The 18,661-nt window shown below is 43.0% G+C and carries 10 protein-coding genes and 1 pseudogene; 5 read left to right on the top strand and 6 right to left on the bottom strand.

The window, feature by feature from the left end:
- Window positions 1-49: 49 nt before the first annotated feature.
- On the bottom strand, window positions 50-2,575 hold the full coding sequence (locus tag V7K56_RS26635) for a TonB-dependent siderophore receptor (protein ID WP_334915260.1): 2,526 nt from the start codon (window positions 2,573-2,575) through the stop codon (window positions 50-52).
- Window positions 2,576-2,964: 389 nt separating this feature from the next.
- Here V7K56_RS26635 and V7K56_RS26630 point away from each other — a divergent pair, with 389 nt between their 5' ends.
- Complete coding sequence (locus V7K56_RS26630) at window positions 2,965-3,630, top strand: hypothetical protein (protein WP_334915258.1); 666 nt, start codon at window positions 2,965-2,967, stop codon at window positions 3,628-3,630.
- A 219-nt stretch (window positions 3,631-3,849) separates the two neighbouring features.
- Here the strand turns inward: V7K56_RS26630 and V7K56_RS26625 are convergent, their stop codons facing one another.
- A complete protein-coding gene (locus V7K56_RS26625; RefSeq protein ID WP_334915256.1) occupies window positions 3,850-4,878 on the bottom strand; it encodes a helix-turn-helix transcriptional regulator in 1,029 nt (342 codons plus the stop codon).
- Window positions 4,879-5,084: 206 nt separating this feature from the next.
- On the opposite strand from V7K56_RS26625, the pseudogene V7K56_RS37260 reads away from it, so the two are divergent.
- A pseudogene (locus V7K56_RS37260) lies at window positions 5,085-5,231 on the top strand (IS5/IS1182 family transposase); the annotation flags it as partial.
- Window positions 5,232-5,357: 126 nt separating this feature from the next.
- On the opposite strand, the gene V7K56_RS26620 reads toward V7K56_RS37260, so the two are convergent.
- Complete coding sequence (locus V7K56_RS26620) at window positions 5,358-7,013, bottom strand: B12-binding domain-containing radical SAM protein (protein ID WP_334915254.1); 1,656 nt, start codon at window positions 7,011-7,013, stop codon at window positions 5,358-5,360.
- 339 nt (window positions 7,014-7,352) lie between these two features.
- On the opposite strand from V7K56_RS26620, the gene V7K56_RS26615 reads away from it, so the two are divergent.
- The 3 genes from V7K56_RS26615 to V7K56_RS26605 all read left to right on the top strand — a co-directional run bounded on the left by V7K56_RS26615 (window position 7,353) and on the right by V7K56_RS26605 (window position 10,191).
- Complete coding sequence (locus V7K56_RS26615; RefSeq protein ID WP_334915252.1) at window positions 7,353-8,972, top strand: cyclic peptide export ABC transporter; 1,620 nt, start codon at window positions 7,353-7,355, stop codon at window positions 8,970-8,972.
- Between the two features lie 59 nt (window positions 8,973-9,031).
- The gene (locus V7K56_RS26610; protein ID WP_292871492.1) at window positions 9,032-9,262 is read left to right on the top strand and encodes a DUF6737 family protein; all 231 of its coding nucleotides are present in this window, start codon (window positions 9,032-9,034) and stop codon (window positions 9,260-9,262) included.
- A 725-nt stretch (window positions 9,263-9,987) separates the two neighbouring features.
- Window positions 9,988-10,191: a hypothetical protein gene (locus V7K56_RS26605; RefSeq protein WP_334915530.1), complete on the top strand. Its 204-nt coding sequence runs from the start codon at window positions 9,988-9,990 to the stop codon at window positions 10,189-10,191.
- A 144-nt stretch (window positions 10,192-10,335) separates the two neighbouring features.
- Here the strand turns inward: V7K56_RS26605 and V7K56_RS26600 are convergent, their stop codons facing one another.
- The 3 genes from V7K56_RS26600 to V7K56_RS26590 form a co-directional block, all read right to left on the bottom strand.
- On the bottom strand, window positions 10,336-13,458 hold the full coding sequence (locus tag V7K56_RS26600) for an efflux RND transporter permease subunit (RefSeq protein ID WP_334915248.1): 3,123 nt from the start codon (window positions 13,456-13,458) through the stop codon (window positions 10,336-10,338).
- A gap of 321 nt (window positions 13,459-13,779) precedes the next feature.
- Window positions 13,780-16,902, bottom strand: coding sequence for an efflux RND transporter permease subunit (locus V7K56_RS26595; protein ID WP_334915246.1), 3,123 nt, complete (start codon window positions 16,900-16,902; stop codon window positions 13,780-13,782).
- The gene (locus V7K56_RS26590; protein ID WP_334915244.1) at window positions 16,899-18,497 is read right to left on the bottom strand and encodes an efflux RND transporter periplasmic adaptor subunit; all 1,599 of its coding nucleotides are present in this window, start codon (window positions 18,495-18,497) and stop codon (window positions 16,899-16,901) included. Before V7K56_RS26590 ends, V7K56_RS26595 begins: the two co-directional genes overlap by 4 nt.
- Window positions 18,498-18,661 lie beyond the last annotated feature (164 nt).

Here is an 18,661-nt window from a genome sequence, read left to right as displayed (position 1 = left end):
AAAAAGACTTGTGTGTACACAGTAGGCTTTTCAGGGGGGCTAGGGAAGCTCAGAATTCCCACGAAATTGTACCTTGTACGGTGAACGGCTCACCGGGAAAAACACGCAGGTCGTTAAGCGCAGTGTCAAAGTAATCCACATCAAACAGATTTTTGAAATTGAGCTGTGTGCGTAACTGTCCGCGTTTGTAGAAAATAGCAGCATCGGTAGTGAAATAGCTGGGCAATTTAAAGGTATTTTCCAAATCGCCTTGCCTGTCGCCGACAAAGAAAAAGCCCACGCCAAACCCCAACCCTTGCAAAGAACCTTTTTGAATTTCATAGGTTGTCCATAAGTTAAAGGCATTCTCCGGTGTATTGTTTAATCGGTTCCCGACCGGATAGCTGTTGTCGTCTGTAATCTGAGCATCGGTGTAAGCATAGCCACCATAGAATTTCCATCCCGGCAAGATTTCACCTGCTAAGGTGAGTTCAATCCCCCGGCTGCGCTGTTCGCCAATTTGGATCTGAAAGTTAAGATGATCTGGATCTTCGGTGAGAATATTGGACTTGCTCAGGTCGTAAAAGGCAAGGGTTGCCGATAGTTTGCTGCTAATATCTGCCTTGATGCCCACTTCATACTGAGTACCGCGTTCGGGCTGGAATAGATTGCCAAAAAAATCTGTTCCACTGTTTGGAGTAAAGGAGCGGCTGTAGCTGGCGTAAAGCGAAATCGGCTCTATGGGCTGATAGACGATGCCAAAACGAGGAGTGAAGGCATCACTCGAATCGCTGCTTTCTGTGTTGGCTAACTCATCTCTACTTGTGGAGCTGGAGGTGTCAAACCGTCCACCTAGCAGCAACTTCAGATTATTAGTCAAGTTGACCTGATCCTGAACATAAATGCCCAGTGTATCGGTCGAACCGGAACTCTTAAATTGATCGGTGACAGCACCGAACGGCTGACCATACACGGGATTGAACAGGTCAATGGATAGCGCAGTGGTATAAACCCCGGTCGATTCAATGGTGTCGGTTCGACTTAGATCGACTCCGAATAGTAATTGATGCCGAATCGAGCCAGTAGAGAATTTACCAATCAAATCAGCTGTCAAGTTATAGGCATTGTAATACTCTTTATAGTCGGTAACACCAACACGATCCAGGGTGCGCTTGTCGTCCTCAAGACCGACAGGAAAGCCAAGTTTGTCAAAATCGAATCGAAAGAACGTTGCATTGAAGGCGTTTCGGAATGACCAGTTGTCGCTAAACTGATGTTCCAGTTTGTATCCTATTCTACCCGTCTTCCCTCCTTGATTATAGTCAGGTTCACCAATGTAGCGATTAAGCGGTATTTTACCATTGGGGTTGGGAAGGACAGTGCCTTCGGCGGGTAAACCCCGCAGGCCATTTTCATTTTTTTGGTCAGTGTAATCTGCCTCTAGAGTCAAGTTGGTTTTTTCACTAATGTCCCAACGCAGGACAGGTGCAATGAAAAATACTCTGTTGTTGAAAAAATCAGTGGTTGCCTCTCTATTCAGGTAAGACGTATTCAGTCGATATAATACTGTCTTTGAGTTATTCAATGGTCCAGACAGATCCACAGCACCCCGGTAAAGGTCATTATTGCCAAGGGTTGCTTCAATGGCATAAAAAGGGTCGCGCAGAGGCTGTTTGGTAATGATATTCAACGTCCCACCTGGACTACCCTGACCAAACAGAACTGAAGCTGGACCTTTGAGCAATTCAATTCGCTCAATATTCGATACTTCAAGCGAATTAGCTGCAAATCCAGTTGGCAACCCATTCCTGATAGCATTGCCATCAAACCCTCGAGTCTTAAATTGGACATCTACAGTACCAGTATTAGCACCACCGGCACCGCTTATCGTCAAACCGGTGATGTTTTTGAGCGCCTCAGAGGTACTCGTAACTTGTTGATCCCGCAGAACCTCTTGAGGAATTACCTGAATCGATTGGGGAATGTCACGTAGGGGGGTGTCGGTGCGGGTGCCGGCGGAGGCATTAGGTACGCGATACCCATCTTGCTCGCCTGTTACCACCAACTCAATTGGTTCATCACCAGAAGCTGATGGTTGCTGTGGCTGGGTTTGGTTTGCTGGCTGTTCAGTTTCCGGCTGTTGTTGCCCAGAAGCAGCCGCACTGGCAACAGCAAAAACCAAACCCTCCCTCGGACTATCATACAACTCCACAACTGGTAAACCCGCTTCACCCGTTACTGTCAGCCTGATAGTATTGGCATCAAAGTTAGTGGCAGTTACAGTAGTGATTCCCTGTGCTAGTTGCTGTTGGCTAAATCTGTTACCTGATGGCAGAAACAATTGAGCATTTTTAATATCTGCAATAAAGTTATTACCTTGACTTTTGACATCTATTTGCAATTTCTCCGATGCAGTTGTTTCTAAAATTACGTCAATTCCTTTATTTGTGGTGTTCACTTTGACTTGAGTGATTTTAACCACTAAATCATTCTCTATATTTTGAGATAACAAGTCTCTGGCATCGGTTGAGAGCGGTTGTGAATTAGTGAGTGTGGGTATTTCAGTGATGACTCGACTGTGTTGAGACTCAGCCAAAACTCCTCGAGTCAGGAATAGGGGGACAAAAATCCCAATCCCGAGATTAAAAATTAAAAATCGCCAAGGTTGTTGCAAGATATTGCTCCTCCATATTCAGTCCAAATTTTTATTAAAAAATATTTGCAACTATTCTAAGGAGTTTACGTATTTACAGTACAACAAATCTAGGCCATTGAGGACAAAAATTAGGCCATAAAGGACGAGTTTTAACTGGTCGCAGCGATGGTGTAGTATTAATTTTTACTAAAATTACAAATCTTTTTCTCTGCTCTACAAGCAGCGAATGTAACGCTAAACTTGCGTTAATAATCCATTCTTATTGCTTATGCAAGCTAGAATTGACCCAAATCCCATAACCCAAACCCAATTTTTGAGGGTGCAGTTCTATGTTGGTCTCCAATCCGCTTGTTTTAGATGCCAGTGCTTCTTACACATTTCGCAGTTACTTTGAAATGCGCTTTTCTCCAATAGATATCTTAGGAGATTTGGGATGTAGCTTGAAGCGATCGCCACTTTCTCTACCCCATTCCCTTTGGGATACTAGCGCATTGCGACAGCGGATTGAAGCCTACTTGCCCTATATTAGTTTGACTAGCGAAGCTGCTCGCCGCGAATCCCTAGTAGCTCCTATTTTATTAGAACTTGCACAAACTGTTAAAACCCCAATGCAAATTGAATATCCCCTTGAGGTTAATCAATACCTTAAAGGTGAACTCGATTACTACTTGAATAATCAGTACAATCTAATTGTGATTGAAGCTAAGAACGCCGATATTACTCGTGGAGCCGTTCAACTTGCAGTCGAACTGATTGCTTTAAATTTATGGTTAGCGAAGCGGCAAGGTATTGCGTCGCTACTTACTCCCCTAACTGGAGCCGTTACCACTGGCGATATTTGGCAGTTCAGTCAATACGACCCAACCCAACATCAGATCGTCCAAGATTTATCTCTCTATCGCATCCCTGAAGATTTAGAACCCTTAACTCAAATTCTTAAAGGCATTCTCGATCAAACCCATTCCACTGAAGCCTTAGCCATCTCTGAATTTTAGCAAATAAAAGGGATTGGGGAACTCATACCAATTCAAAATTCAAAATGACGCTCGCGGACTCGCTAACGCTGCGCTAACAAAATTCAAAATTAAGAAAGCCAAACAGAACAAAGGTATGTCCGTATGTATCTGTCGCATTCTTTTTTCAAATTGGTATCACAACGCCTTTTGATAAGCGAGGGCAATGGGTTTTCACTCAGAAAAATTATGGAAAGGATTTTATTCCATAACAATCTTTTTCCCAGATCGACAAGCACCAGGAGTAATGCCAAACTCGCGCTTAAAAGCGTTTCTAAAATGACCTAGATGCAAGTAACCAACCATATTCGCCACTTCTTCCACAGTCATTGTACCTTCTTGTAAAAACTGCTTTGCTTGCTCTAAACGGTAATCACGCAAACAGCCAAATACAGTTGTCCCAAAAATCTCACGAAAGCCAAGTTTTAGCTTCATATGATGCAGCCCCACAAGTTCTGCTAAGTCAATAAGTGAAGGTGGCTGGATGTGATTTTGAATTAAAATTTCTTTAGCTTGGTAAATTTTTTCCACATCAACAGGCTTGAGACTAGTAAATGGATACTGTCCCTGTTGAGTTTCGACAAACTGAGTCAATTGCCATGATAGAAGTTCGATGACTTTGCTTTCTAAATACATCCGCTTCATCATCCCTTGATGGGGAGAATGCAAGATTTGCTGCAAAGCAAGATTCATTTGGTGAGTGATGTGACCAACTTGATGATGAAATAGAGGCAGAGTCTGAGACTCTTGCAGTACTTGTAATGGTTTGGGTAGAACTTCTGAACCTGTAGAAAATGACCTGAAGAAATCGAAGTTGAAAAGAATTAAAATTGTCAGTTCCGTAGTACCTACTGCCACTTCGTCTATTTGTTTAATATCTGACAAATAAAATAAATAGTTTTTACCCGCTTGGTGTAAGTAATCAGCTTTGAAAGATTTATCTTGATTTCCAGAAATCACTATCCTACCACTTCCTGCCAGGGAAAACCTTGCTACAATCCATTGATGGCTGTCAAACAAGGTTTCTACACTTAAGTCTTTGAGCCATCTGCCATCATACAACAGCAGATGGACTCCGTGTCGCAGTTCAACTTCTCGATAACTGCCTGTAACATAAAGGTCGCTATATTTGACAATGCGATCGTAACCTTCAGTATTATAGGCAACTTCATAACCCTTACGGTTTTCAAGATGCTGTTGATGGTATTGTGCTGATGTAATTGTCTCCATAGTCTTTGATTGCTTAACCACAAGTATCTTTAGTATCTTGCAGAATGGCGACTTTGTTTTTAGTCAAAGCAGCGATCGCTTAGAAGGATATCAAGGAATTCATCAGCTTCATGTTTGTAGTTGGATACCAAAAAAAGCTCAGGGGAGGTGAGTTGAGTTATCAAGATAAAAAGAGTAATCAGGAGTTAGTCAAAGCGCAAATTTTAGGTAAGCATATCAATTGAAAACTCAAGATATTTAAAATTTTGTCCTAACGATATCGCAATCATAAAAAAAGATTTGGTTTTAGATTAAATCTAATAGCTGGTTTGTACAACTACGAGCTTCATCTTCATAAAACCGAATCTATCTAACTTTTGCAAGAAGTCTAATGCAGAAAGTTGCATTTAGATCAATACACTAAAAATAAGCCTTTTTCTCCTGCTTCCCCATTTTCCTCATCTCCCGCTACCCCTGCCTCTCTGCCTCTTCTCTAACAGTTAGCTACGAACTTTGGTAAGGATTTTTTGGGAATAAAACGAAGCTGATTCTTCGTTTTTAGCGCAATCCTGGGCAAACTTAATTAAATGGTGTCCGACAAGTCCAACGTGAACCAAGTTTTCAATATTACCTGCTTTCAGTGCTGGCTTGGCCATTTTCCAGAAAGTTTGACGATAGTTACTAAATAAACCTATCCGCAGCAAAATATTGGTTAAATAAGTTAAACCTTTGCGAATATTAGCCCCAGAAACCCGAGATGGGCTGTTAGGAACTTCGATCCGGTTTGGATAGGTGTGTTCCATATTGTAGGCAAACCGCTGATATAAAAATTCTGGCTCATAAGCAGTTGTGATGCAGCGCCGCCACATCTCAACAACTTGCTCGTAGGGCATCAAAAACTCAACATTTGATTCGCGGCTTTCATCAAAGACAAGTCGCCCTTCTGCTTCTAATCTCCGCCATAATGGAGTTCTCGGTAATGCATGAAGTAGGTTAATTGTCAACATGGGAATTTGCGACACCCGAATAAATTCGAGAATTCGGTCTGCTGTTTCTGGTGTATCTGTATCTAACCCGATGATGATTCCTGATACTACTTCCATACCATAGCTATTTAAAACCTGAATCGCTTTTAAGATTGGCATACTCAGATTTTGGTCTTTGGAAATCGCATGGAGAGCATTTGGTTCTGGTGTTTCGATACCGCAAAAGATTGTGCAGAAATAAGCTTCGCGCATCATTTGCAGCAGCTTTGGACTTTGAGCTAAGTTGAGCGTTGCTTCACAGGCAAACTGGATAGGGTAGCCATTGCGCTTTTGCCAGTCAATCAGATGAGGAAGCAACTTCATGGCGGCGCGGCGATCGCCAACAAAGTTATCATCGACAAAATACACTGCCCCCAAATTGCCAGATTGTCGCATTGCATCTAACTCAGCGACTACTTGCTCTGGTGTTTTCATCCGGGGATTGTTGCCATAGAGTTCGGGAATATCACAAAACTCGCAGCGATAAGGGCAACCACTAGAAAACTGGACATTTGCCAGGAAATAATCATTGATATTCAGCAAATGATAAGCTGGAGTGGGAAACTCTGTTAGAGGGAGACGTTCCTTGGTTTCAAAGCGAATTTGCGCTTGCGGACGTTGAGAGTTTTGGTCTAGATATTCGATCATGCGATCGCTTCCATCTCCCAATTCACCCAAATTTAAAATGTCAAACTCAGGATAATATTCTGGACACCCAGATACCGAGGGGCCACCCACAACTGTAATTTTCCCCGCTCGATGGGCAAGTTCATTAATTTGATTAATCTGTGGTTTCTGGATATGCATTCCACTGACAATCACCACATCAGCCCATTGATAATCAGCCCTCGTTGCTGATTTGACATTTTCATCAATAAACCGGACTTCCCATTCTTTAGGTAAGTAGGCAGCCACAATTAAAATACCTTGGGGTGGCATAAAAGCCCGGACATTACCCATGAGTGGGTAGGCGTGATGAAAAGTACCAAAGGAGCGGCTGTACTTAGGAAAAATACACAGAATGCGTCGATGGTGCGAAGGAACGTAGCGGGTTCCTTTAGTCACAGGAGCGGTTTTGGAATCGCCCGCTAGATTAATTTGGTTCTCTAAAGACTTTAAATTCACAGTCATCGCAAATTTCACCCTGGAAAACTGAGCAGGTAATTTGACAGTTTATTGAGATAATTAGCTGTAATTCCAACTAGCTTACCAAAGAAAGGCAGAAGGCAGAAGGGATTATAAATGTATTTTTGCTCAAAACAAAGTCCTAAAGATTATAAATCGCCCAATGTTGCCTTCTGCCTGATTAATCGTCATATTTGAAGGGGTGTTTAACTGGTAAAATATAAAATCTACCCTAGCAATGCAAATTTAATTGGTTGGCAAACAACTATTATGGAAATCGCGCATGGGACATAAAAAGAGAGATTTTCATTTTTTGTTGTATCCAACTGGGTATAGGCATTTGTCATGAATTTGATCTACTTTCTTTTGCGTTCTTCATGGGGGATGGTAGCGATCGCGATCGCTACTGGATTTTTGAGTGGCGGTAGTAGTGCTGGTTTAATTGCTTTAATTAGCCATGCTGCAAGTAGCGGTAATGCTTCCCGCCTCACATCGATAATTTGGGGTTTTGCGGGGCTGGCAATAGTTGCATTAATTACCAGTATCATTTCTCAAGTGATGCTGATTCGTCTTTCTCAGAATGCAGTCTTACAATTACGGATGCGTTTGAGTCGCCAGATTCTCGATTCTGAGTTGAGTCATCTGGAACGCTTAGGGAATCCTCGATTATTGGCAACTTTAACAGAAGATATTCAGGCGGTTGCTAATGCTGTTTATCAGATGCCTTTCATCTTTATTAATTTAGCGATCGTCCTGGGTTGTATAACGTATATAACCTGGCTTTCTTGGTTAGTACTGCTGATGGTTTGTGGGATTACAGTAGTTGCGATCGCTAGTTGTCAGTGGCTACTCAACAGAGGCAGGCAATTACTGACCCTAGCTCGTGAAGATGAAGATCATCTATTTAAACATTTTCGCACCATTACCGAAGGAGTCAAAGAACTCAAACTCAACTATCGGCGGCGTCAAGACTTTTTAGAAGAAAAGCTGCAATCAACTGCTAACGAGTTCCGTGATCACAACGTTAACGGTCTAACTCTTTTTGCCATCACTTCAAGTTGGGGTCAACTCATATTCTTTTTTGCCCTCGGTTTTGTTCTGTTTGTACTGCCTAATCTGCTTACTATCAATCCCCAAACTCTCTCTGGCTACATTTTGACCTTCGCTTACTTGATGTTACCAATGGATAACATCATCAGTAAACTTCCTCTGTTAAGCAAAGCCAGCATTGCTTTACAAAAAATTGAATCACTGGGTTTATCTTTAGCTAGTCGAACTGAAATATCCACTGTTCCACCTGCTTTGAAATCTAACTGGCACAGCTTGAAATTTAAAAATGTTATCCACACTTACTACACAGAGCAAGAAGACAATAGCTTTATTTTTGGCCCCATAGATTTGACACTCTATCCTCAAGAATTAGTCTTCATTGTCGGCGGTAATGGTAGCGGTAAATCTACATTAGCTAAACTAATTACCGGACTTTATATCCCAGAAAACGGCGAAGTTTGGTTTGATGATGAGTTAATTAGCGAAGAAAATCGAGAATGGTATCGCCAGCATTTTTCCGTGGTATTTTCCGACTTTTATTTATTTGATGAACTTTTAGGTTTAAAAAATTCTAACTTGGATTTTCAAGCCAGAAAATATTTACAACAACTGCAACTAGACCATAAGGTGAAAATTGAACATGGACAAATTTCTACAACTGCTCTTTCTCAAGGACAACGAAAACGGCTAGCTTTACTCACAGCCTATTTGGAAGATCGACCAATTTTTATATTTGATGAGTGGGCAGCTGATCAAGATCCAGTATTCAAGAAAATATTCTACACTCAACTTCTCCCAGAACTGCGATCGCGAGGTAAAACAGTGCTGGTGATTAGCCATGACGATCGCTATTTTCATTTAGCAGACCGAATTATCAAACTTGACTATGGAAAAATAGAGTACGATAAAACTTAATCTGTCAAAACAATTCATAATTGTTAAAAGAATATTTGGAGTTTGACTAAATAAAACTAATGTCTGAACAAAAGCCCATAAGTCCTTGGAACTACAAACCTTGGTGGTGTCAACCCTGGTCTATAGTTCTCACAGGTGTAACACTGATTGGTGGTAGCTGGTTACTATTTAAAACTATCTGGCTAACAGTTCTCGTTTCCATCCCTATAGGAACGTGGATGGCATTTTTTGTGTTGTTTTGGCCACAACTAATGATTCGCAGTGGAATTTTGGAGTCGTATAAAGAGTAGTTTGAGCTTAATGTAATGCTGTAAATTAGTCCAGGTAGAAAAAATTATTCCACCATGTTTAGAGATTCAGCACCTGAGATCGTGTCCAGCTAATTAGTTATAGGACTTACGCAAAAATCGCCAAAAAGCTTAATTTATCGAACCGCCAAGACCGCCTTCGCGCAGCGTCTCGTAGAGAAGAACGCCAAGAATCGTAGAGTGTGCGTAAGTCCTAAGTTATAATTATCGAATTTATGCAATAATCTCAAAAACCTCTTTTATCTTACCCTCTACGGTCTTACAGCTATTTTCAAGTAAATAGACCACGCAGTAGGGGTGCAAGGTCTTGCGCCCCTACGACAGGTGTGGTTCAAATACATGAAAACTGCTGTAATGATAAGTCTTTAACCGGACATCGGCTCATCTCTGCACGTTTACGCAGAGATGAGCAAGATTGTGCTGCAAAGTTAAGCGATCGCTCAAACCCTCGGAACTTATATACTAGACCTCTTGCAAAAATCTTTGAATCACCCCTCCCTAACCCTCCTCAATGTATCGGGGCTACGGTGTATACACAAGTCTGAAATAGCTTAACTCACTTGGTTTTTTGCGTCAGTTTTACCCCACCCTAACCCTTCCCGTATGTATTGGGGAGGGAACTAGATTTCTTTTTTCCCCTCTTTCTAAGCTATGCATTATAAACATCTTTCTTAACAGAAAGTTTGACAAGAGCGAGAAATTGTGTAGTGTCTAAACCGAGAGGGAAAATCTACCAAAGTCAACAAATGGAACAATGGATCACAAAAGAACTAGAAACAACAGAATTAGGGCGTTATATTGGTACTCGCAAAAATCTCTTTGACCTTCGGCGTACTGCTGTTGTTCATAATCTTCATGTCCTTGCCAAAATTTTTACCTACGCTACTGAACAGTCTGCTACCTTATCCTGATTACTGAATCGGTGTTCTAGCTATGTATGCAGCAAACCCGTATTTTTTAGCAATCGCGTACTTTTGTAATCACCCAAAGGGAAAATGGATAAAGTCGAGCTAAACGATCGCTTTACTCATACTCGGTTTTAGCAAAAACTATGATTAACTTTTAACTGCTGGCAGATGCTTTTTTTTAGCTTTCTGATTTTGCATACTCAGCTTTTTCCGCCATGTCTCCATGTAAATGTAAAACACAGGAGTCAGATAGAGAGTCAATATTTGAGAGAACACTAATCCACCTACGATCGCAATTCCCAAAGGACGACGCGCTTCTGAACCTACTCCTGTTCCCAAAGCAATAGGTAATGTCCCAATCAAAGCTGCCATCGTCGTCATCATAATCGGACGGAAGCGAATCAAGCAAGCGGCATAGATGGCATCAAAAGAATTTTTCCCTTCCTTTCGCTGCGCTTCAATGGCAAAATCCACCAGCATAATCCCATTTTTCTTGACGATGCCCACTAACAGGATAATGCCGATGAAAGAGTAAAGATTTAAATCAACCTGGAAAATCAACAGCGTTAGTAATGCGCCAAAACCCGCGGAAGGCAGACCGGAAAGAATGGTGATTGGGTGAATGAAATCCTCATATAGGATACCGAGAATCAGGTAGATGACTACAATAGACACCAACAACAGCACGCCTAAATCGTTGAAGGACTGTTGAAAAGTTTGGGCTGAACCCTGAAAGCTGGGGGTAATTGTTGAGGGTAACACCTGACTGGCTGCTTGCTTGATGGCATCTGTAGCTTGACTTAGAGACGTTCCTGGGAGCGTATCAAAAGAGATAGTTGCAGAGGGGAGTTGAGCAACGTGAGTGACGCTGAGAGGGCCGACATTTTGAGTTATATTAGCGATCGCACTCAGGGGAATCAGTTTCCCAGTACTCGATTGCACATAAAGCATCGATAGGGCGCTAGGATCTCGCTGAAACTCCGGTTTCACTTCTAAGATTACATAAAATTGGTCATTTGGGGTATAGATAGTTGACACCTGGCTAGAACCATAGGCAGCACCAAGGGTTTGTTCAACTTGTTGGGCGCTAATGCCAAGGATTGTGGCTTTGTTGTGGTCAACTTGGACTTGGATTTGAGGAGTGCTGAGTTGTAAATCGCTGTCAACGTCCCGGAGTCCTGGTAGGGTTTTAACTTTATCTACAAGTTTAGGAACGTATTGGCGCAAGTCTTGTAAATTCAAACTCTGCAACGTGAACTGATAAGTAGAATTAGTTTGTTGCCCACCGATGGGAATAGCTGGTGGAGAACGGAGGAATGTCTTAACCCCAACTACACGTCTCAACTTGGGAGTTAGTTCTTGAATGATTTGGTCAGCACTCAGTTGACGTTGAGAACGTGGCTTGAGCCGAATCGTAATTCGCCCAGAGTTGACTGAACCGTTCGGGCCACTTGCACCCACAATCGAGTCAACTGCTTCAATGTTGGGGTCATGACGAATGATATCAACAACCTTTTGCTGGTGACGCCGCATATCATCAAAAGAAATATCTTGCGCTCCTTTGGTATTCGCCGTCAGTTGTCCAGTGTCTTCGGTTGGAATAAATCCTTTGGGAACGATGACGAACAAATAAACGGTCATTACCAGCAAAATACCAGAACCAATGAGTGTCATCAGGCGGTATTTTAAAATGGGCTTGAGCGTCCAATCATATCCCCGCAGTAGTAAATCAAATGCCCCTTCTGAGACTCGATACAGCAGATTTGGCGTTTGCTGATGTGAACCCAGAAAGCGACTACACAACATGGGAGTGAGACTGAGGGAAACAAAACCCGAAACCAAAATTGCCACAGCGATCGTCACGGCAAATTCATGAAATAATTTCCCGATTATTCCACTCATAAACATAATCGGGATGAACACCGCCACTAGGGAGAGGGTCATTGACAAAATTGTGAAGCTGATTTCCCTCGATCCCTTCAATGCCGCGTCTAGGGGAGATTCGCCCATTTCTCGATAACGAACGATATTTTCCAACACAACAATCGCATCATCCACCACAAACCCCACAGAGAGGGTCAACGCCATCAGGGAGAGGTTGTCTAAGGAGAAGCCCGATAGATACATGACAGCAAAAGTGCCAATAATCGCTATAGGTAGCGCCAAACTGGGAATTAGGGTAGCAGTGATGTCACGCAAGAATAAGAAAATCACCAAGACAACTAGACAAACCGAGAGAACTAAGGTAAATTTCACATCATTGACAGAAGCTCGGATTGTTTGGGAGCGATCATACATAATCCCCATTTCAATGGATTTGGGAACTTGTTCGCGGAGTGTAGGTAAAAGTTTCTGAATAGCATCAACAATATTTACAGTATTAGCTCCCGGCTGTGGCTGTACAGCCAGAACAACAGAATGGCGGTTTGTCACCTTCTGATCGCTATACAAATTCGAGACTTTGACGTTTTGTTCGCTGTCAATCACCTGCCCCAAATCTTGAAGCCGCACAGACGCACCATTTTTATAAGTTACAATCAGCTGGCGATAGCTGGCAGCATCGGTGAGTTGACCGTTCGCTTGAAGCGTATAACTTTTGTAAGTGTTAGAGAGACTGCCGATTGGCAAGTTGACATTTCCCTGTTGAATTGCAGTTTTTACCTGATTTAGACCAATTCCCCGCGATGCCAATTCTCGTGGATCGAGCTGGACGCGGACTGCATATTGCTGTTGACCATACACCTGTACCTGAGCAACACCATCAATCATCGAGATCGGCTGACCAACTGTTACCTCTGCGTATTCATCTACTGTCGAGATTGGCTGTGTCTCAGAATACATATAGAGGTAAATAACTGGTGAGACAGATGGGTTAACTTTGCGGTAGGTAGGCGGGTGAGGCATTCCGGCTGGCAGTTGTCCGGCTGCGGCTGAGATTGCCGCCTGTACATCTTTGGCAGCATCTTCCACTCTGCGGCTAAAGTCAAATTGTAGGGAGATGTTGGTGCTACCTGTGGAACTGGTGGAATTGAATGAATTAAGTCCGGCAATTTCGGTAAACTGTCTTTCTAGAGGTGCGGCGACCGAAGATGACATTGTTTCCGGGGTAGCACCAGGGAGACTAGCAGAGACAGAAATAAAAGGATATTCAACGTTGGGTAGGGCACTAATGGGTAACAGTAGATAACTCATGAGACCGAAGATGAGGATACCCATCATTACCAAAGTGGTCATGACTGGACGACGGATGAAGAGTTCTGAAAGGTTCATGAGTTTTGTTCTCCCAGAAATGTGATGGCGATGCGATCGCTAAATATAAAAATATAAGGCAATAGTCTTGGGTTAAGGCTTAACTCTTTTTTAAAGTCAATTTTTATTAAACGAACCGCAAAGGACGCAAAGAGCGCAAAGGAAGAAATGCTTAACCCAACTGTGTTGAAATATAATGTCAACCGTGAGTTTAATAAATGTGTGATGGGTGCAACGGCTCTATCTGTGATTTATAAATATCTCTAACGACTCCTGCACTGCTTCTTGAACTTATTTATCTCTTCCTTTGTGTCCTTTGCGGTTCGTTTAGAAAATTGAACATCACGATCGCTCATCTGAAAATGAAAATACCCGCCGGAATTTAACTTGACTAAGCTTTTTCCGCCATGATTCCATGTAGATATAGAAGACGGGTGTTAAATACAAAGTCAATATTTGAGAAAACACTAGTCCGCCTACAACTGCAATACCTAAAGGACGGCGGGATTCCGAACCAGCGCCAAATCCGATCGCTATGGGCAAGGTTCCCATTAATGCTGCCATCGTCGTCATCATAATTGGGCGGAAGCGCACCAAGCAGGCTTGATAAATTGCTTCAGAAGGTTTTTTCAATTCTTCTCGCTGGGCTTCGATAGCAAAGTCCACCATCATAATCCCGTTTTTCTTGACGATGCCCACTAAAAGAATTATGCCGATGAAGGAATAAACATTGAGTTCGACATGGAATAATATCAGCGTTAACAATGCCCCAAAACCTGCTGAAGGCAAACCGGAAAGAATTGTAATCGGGTGAATGAAATCCTCATAGAGAACGCCCAAAATCAGATAAATTACTAAGATGGCGATCGCTAACAATAAACCCAAACTCGGCAGTGAACTTTGAAATACCTGGCTTGCACCCTGAAAGCTAGTACTAATGCTAGCAGGAATCACCTGATCGATCAGTTTTTCAATCTCTTGGTTGGCATTTCCCAAAGAAACACCGAGAGCGAGGTTAAAGGAAATGGTGGCAGCGTTCATCCGACCGTTATGATTGACCATTAACGGGCTGACTCCCTGAGATAGTTTGGCGAATGTCTTCAGAGGAACCGCTACTCCGGTGCTGGAGTTAATGTATAAAGTTAATAGAGCGTTAATATCCTGCTGAAACTGGGGTGCTAATTCCAAAATCACCTGATACTCATTGGTCGCTGCATAGATGGTTGACACTTGGTAAGAACCGTAGGCATTTCTCAGGGTATTTTCGATTTGCTCGGCGGTAATCCCATAAGTTGAGGCTTTATCGCGGTCAATGTCAATTTGAATCTGGGAAGCAAATTGTAAATCGCTGTTGACATCCTGAAGTTCTGTCATCTCCTTCATCTTAAGAACAAGTTGGGGAACATATTCTTGTAAGGGTTTGACATCAGAACTCTGGAGTGCTACTTGATAAAGTCCTGTGGTTTGTTGAGCGCCAATGGGTATCGCTGGGGGATTTTGTAAGAATACTTGGATGCCTGGAACAGTGGCGAGTTTGGTTCGCAAATTTTGCACGATTTCGTCAGCACCAAGCTGGCGCTGCGATCGCGGTTTTAACCGAATAAATAAACTCCCGGAATTGGCTGCAACTGCTGCCCCACTGCCACTAGCACTCGCTCCCGCCCCAATATTGGAGTTGACTGCATCTACATTTGGGTCTTGACGAATCAGGTCAGCAACTGTCTGCTGATGCTGGACAAGATTATCAAAGGATGCATCTTGGGCTGCTTGCGTAACGCCTGTAATTTGTCCGGTATCTTCGCTAGGAATAAAGCCCTTGGGAACTACCACCAACAACCCAACTGTTACCACCAAGAGAACGACAGATAAAATCATCGTCGTAAAGTGATATTTTAAGACTTTTTTGAGACTCCAATCGTAGAGAGCTAGGAAGCGATCAAATACATATTCGGAAGCTTGATATAACCGACTTTGATTAGCATGATCCACAGGACGCAGGAAACGGCTGCACAACATCGGAGTCAAAGTCAAAGACACAAAACCAGATACGAGAATTGCAACTGCGATCGTTACAGCAAATTCATGAAATAATCGTCCCAGAACTTCACTCATGAACAACATGGGGATGAAAACTGCAACCAAAGAAAGGGTCATCGATAAAATTGTGAAACCAATTTCTCTCGACCCATTTAACGCCGCTTCTAAGGGACGTTCCCCCATTTCCATGTGACGGACGATATTCTCTAGCATGACGATCGCATCATCCACGACGAAGCCCACCGAAAGGGTCAACGCCATCAGCGACAGATTATCTAGTGAGTAGTGCAGCAAATACATCACCGCAAAAGTACCAATCAGGGAAACGGGTAATGCCAAACTGGGAATCACCGTCGCCGAGAGGTTCCGCAAAAACAGGAAAATCACTAAGATAACTAGAGCGATCGTCAAAATCAACGTAAATCTGACATCATCCACTGAATCGCGAATTGACTGAGACGCATCATAAAGAATCCCAATTTCCACGGATGCCGGAATCTGGTCGCTCAAATTTGGAAGTAATTTTTTAATCGTGTCTACGACTTGTACCGTATTGGTTCCGGGCTGTCTTTGAATGGTGAGAATAATCGCACGGGTATTGTTGTACCAGCTTGCTATCTTGTCATTTTCTACACTGTCAATAATCCTACCCAGTTGATTGAGATAGATGGGCATTCCATCTTTATAAGACACAATCAACTGGCGATAAGCAGCCGCATCCTCAAGTTGCCCGTTAGTCTGGACTGTAAAATTCTTGTGATTTCCCGAAAGACTGCCGGTGGGTAAATTGACGTTACCCTGTTGAATCGCCGTTGCCACCTGATCTAGCCCAATTTGCCGCGTTGCCAATTGCTGCGGATCGAGTTGAATTCGAGCCGCATACTTTTGGGAACCATAGACGGCTACCTGTGCCACCCCGTTGATTGTAGATAGCTTTTGCGCCAGATAAGTCTCAGCATAATTATCTACCTGAGAAAGGGGCAATGTGGGAGAGTCCAGGTAAAGGTAGAGAATCGGTTGATCTGCGGGGTTAACCTTACTGTAAGTCGGAGGATTGGGTAAATCGTCAGCAATTTGCCCCGATGCTCCCGATATTGCGGCTTGCACATCCTGCGCTGCATCATCAATATTCCGACTCAAGTTAAATTGCAGGGTAATTTGAGTCTGTCCCAGAGTGCTAGTTGAGTTAAGCGAATCGAGTCCAGCAATACTGGAAAATTGCTTTTCTAAAGGACGGGCAACTGATGCTGCCATTGTTTCGGGGCTGGCTCCCGGTCGGGCGGCAGTTACCTGAATTGTGGGATAATCCACACTTGGTAAATCGCTGATTGGTAGCAAGCGATAACTCATGAAACCGAAGATTAAAATCGCCGCCATCACCAAAGTTGTCATGATTGGGCGGCGGATAAATGGTTCTGAAAGGTTCATGATTCACCTCCGCCCTGCTCTCTACCCCTTACCCCCCTGCCTCTTCTTGATTTCGAGGAATTTTCACCTGCATTTGAATCATTGCCAGCCGTTTTGATGCGGATTTTGCTACCCGAAACGAGATTCGCTTGACCATCGGTAACAATTTTATCGCCTGGTTGCGGCCCTTTCTGAATTACATCTAGTCCATTAATGGTGCTGCTAACTGTAACTGGGACGTTTTGTACTGTCATGTCTGGCTTAACTACAAAGACAAACTGTCCATCCGGGCCATTCTGTACGGCTTGGGAGGGAACAACCGTGGCATTCGGTTCTTCAGTCAGTGTTAACGTTGCGTTCACAAATTGACCAGGAAACAAGTCTCCTTGAGCGTTGTCAAATTGACCAATCAGTTGAATTGTTCCTGTAGTGTTATCAACCGTATTATTGACAGATGTCAAAACGCCTGGTGTCGGATGACCTTGACTATTGGGGAATGTGACATCTACCTTCAACTTGCCATTGTGCATATACTTTTGCACCTGGGGTAGATTTGTTTCGGGAATGGAAAAAGCAACTTCAATCGGGCGAATTTGGGTGATGGTAACAAGTGGAGTTGTGCTGCTAGTCGTACCAGACGTACTGTTGCTTTCCAAGGCGTTTCCCTGAGTCAGTGAAGCACTGCTGTTGGCTTGCACCACATTCCCCTGAGTCACCGAAACATTCCCCGCGCGACCATCAATTGGGGCATAAATTTTGGCGTAAGACAATTGCACTTTGGCATTGTCTAATGCTCCCTGGTCTGAAACGACAACGGCTTGAGCATTCACGATCGCAGCTTGATCGCCCTTGACAACAGCTTGAGCATTAGTCAGCGCCACTCGATCGCTTTTCAAAACAGCCTCAGCATTAGCGATCGCTTCTCGATCTGCTTGTAGTGTTGCTGTCGCCGATTTGCTATTGGAAACGTATTGCTGTGCTTGATCTAAACTAATCGCGCCCTTCTTATACAATGCACTATAGCGATCGCTCTGTCCTTGAGCAAATTGTGCTTGCGCTTGATCCTTAGCCAAATTCGCTTGGGCTTGTCGTACCAAGGCTTGGTCTTTGATTAAAGTCGCTCTGGCTTGGTCTACCTGACCCAAGTCTCTAGCTAATGTAGCTCTTGCTTGTTGTACCGAGGCTTGGTCTTTTGCTACAGTTCCTTGAGCTTGCTGGATCGCAGCAGTTTGTGCTCGGTCATCCAAGGTAAATAAAAGTTGCCCCTTTTTCACATCTTGACCTTTCTTGAAATAAACTCCAACGATCCGTCCGCTAGCTTGAGGCGTAATCGATACTGTAGACCCCGATTGCACATTACCAATCGCCTGCAATTGTATCGGAACCGTTTTTTGTGTCACCATTGCCACAGTTACAGGTGTCACTTGCTGTTTATTACGCCCAGATTTTTCAGCTTTGTCTGATTTGGCTGCACCTGTATAAATACCCAAAAAACCCAGCCCAGCCAGCAATATCATTCCCAAAAATATCAAACGAATCTTTTTCTTTTTTGGCGATCGCTGTATCTCTGGTTTTATACTATTCTCAGTCAAATCGTTAGAAATATCATGGTTCATCAGAACCCCCAATATATTTTAGTTAATTAAAAGCCGTAAAATCCTTTATACCTCAACTCTAACTGATACTAATTTCATTTGAAAAGGTACATCTGAATAATTAGTTTTTTCTGGTTTGCTCGATATGCCTTGTCAAATAATGATAATTTTGTCAATTTTAAATC

The organism is Nostoc sp., assembly GCF_036917535.1.
Taxonomy (GTDB): Bacteria; Cyanobacteriota; Cyanobacteriia; order Cyanobacteriales; family Nostocaceae; genus Nostoc.
The sequence above is the reverse complement of the archived record's forward strand: the minus strand, read 5'-3'. Positions and strand labels throughout refer to the sequence as shown.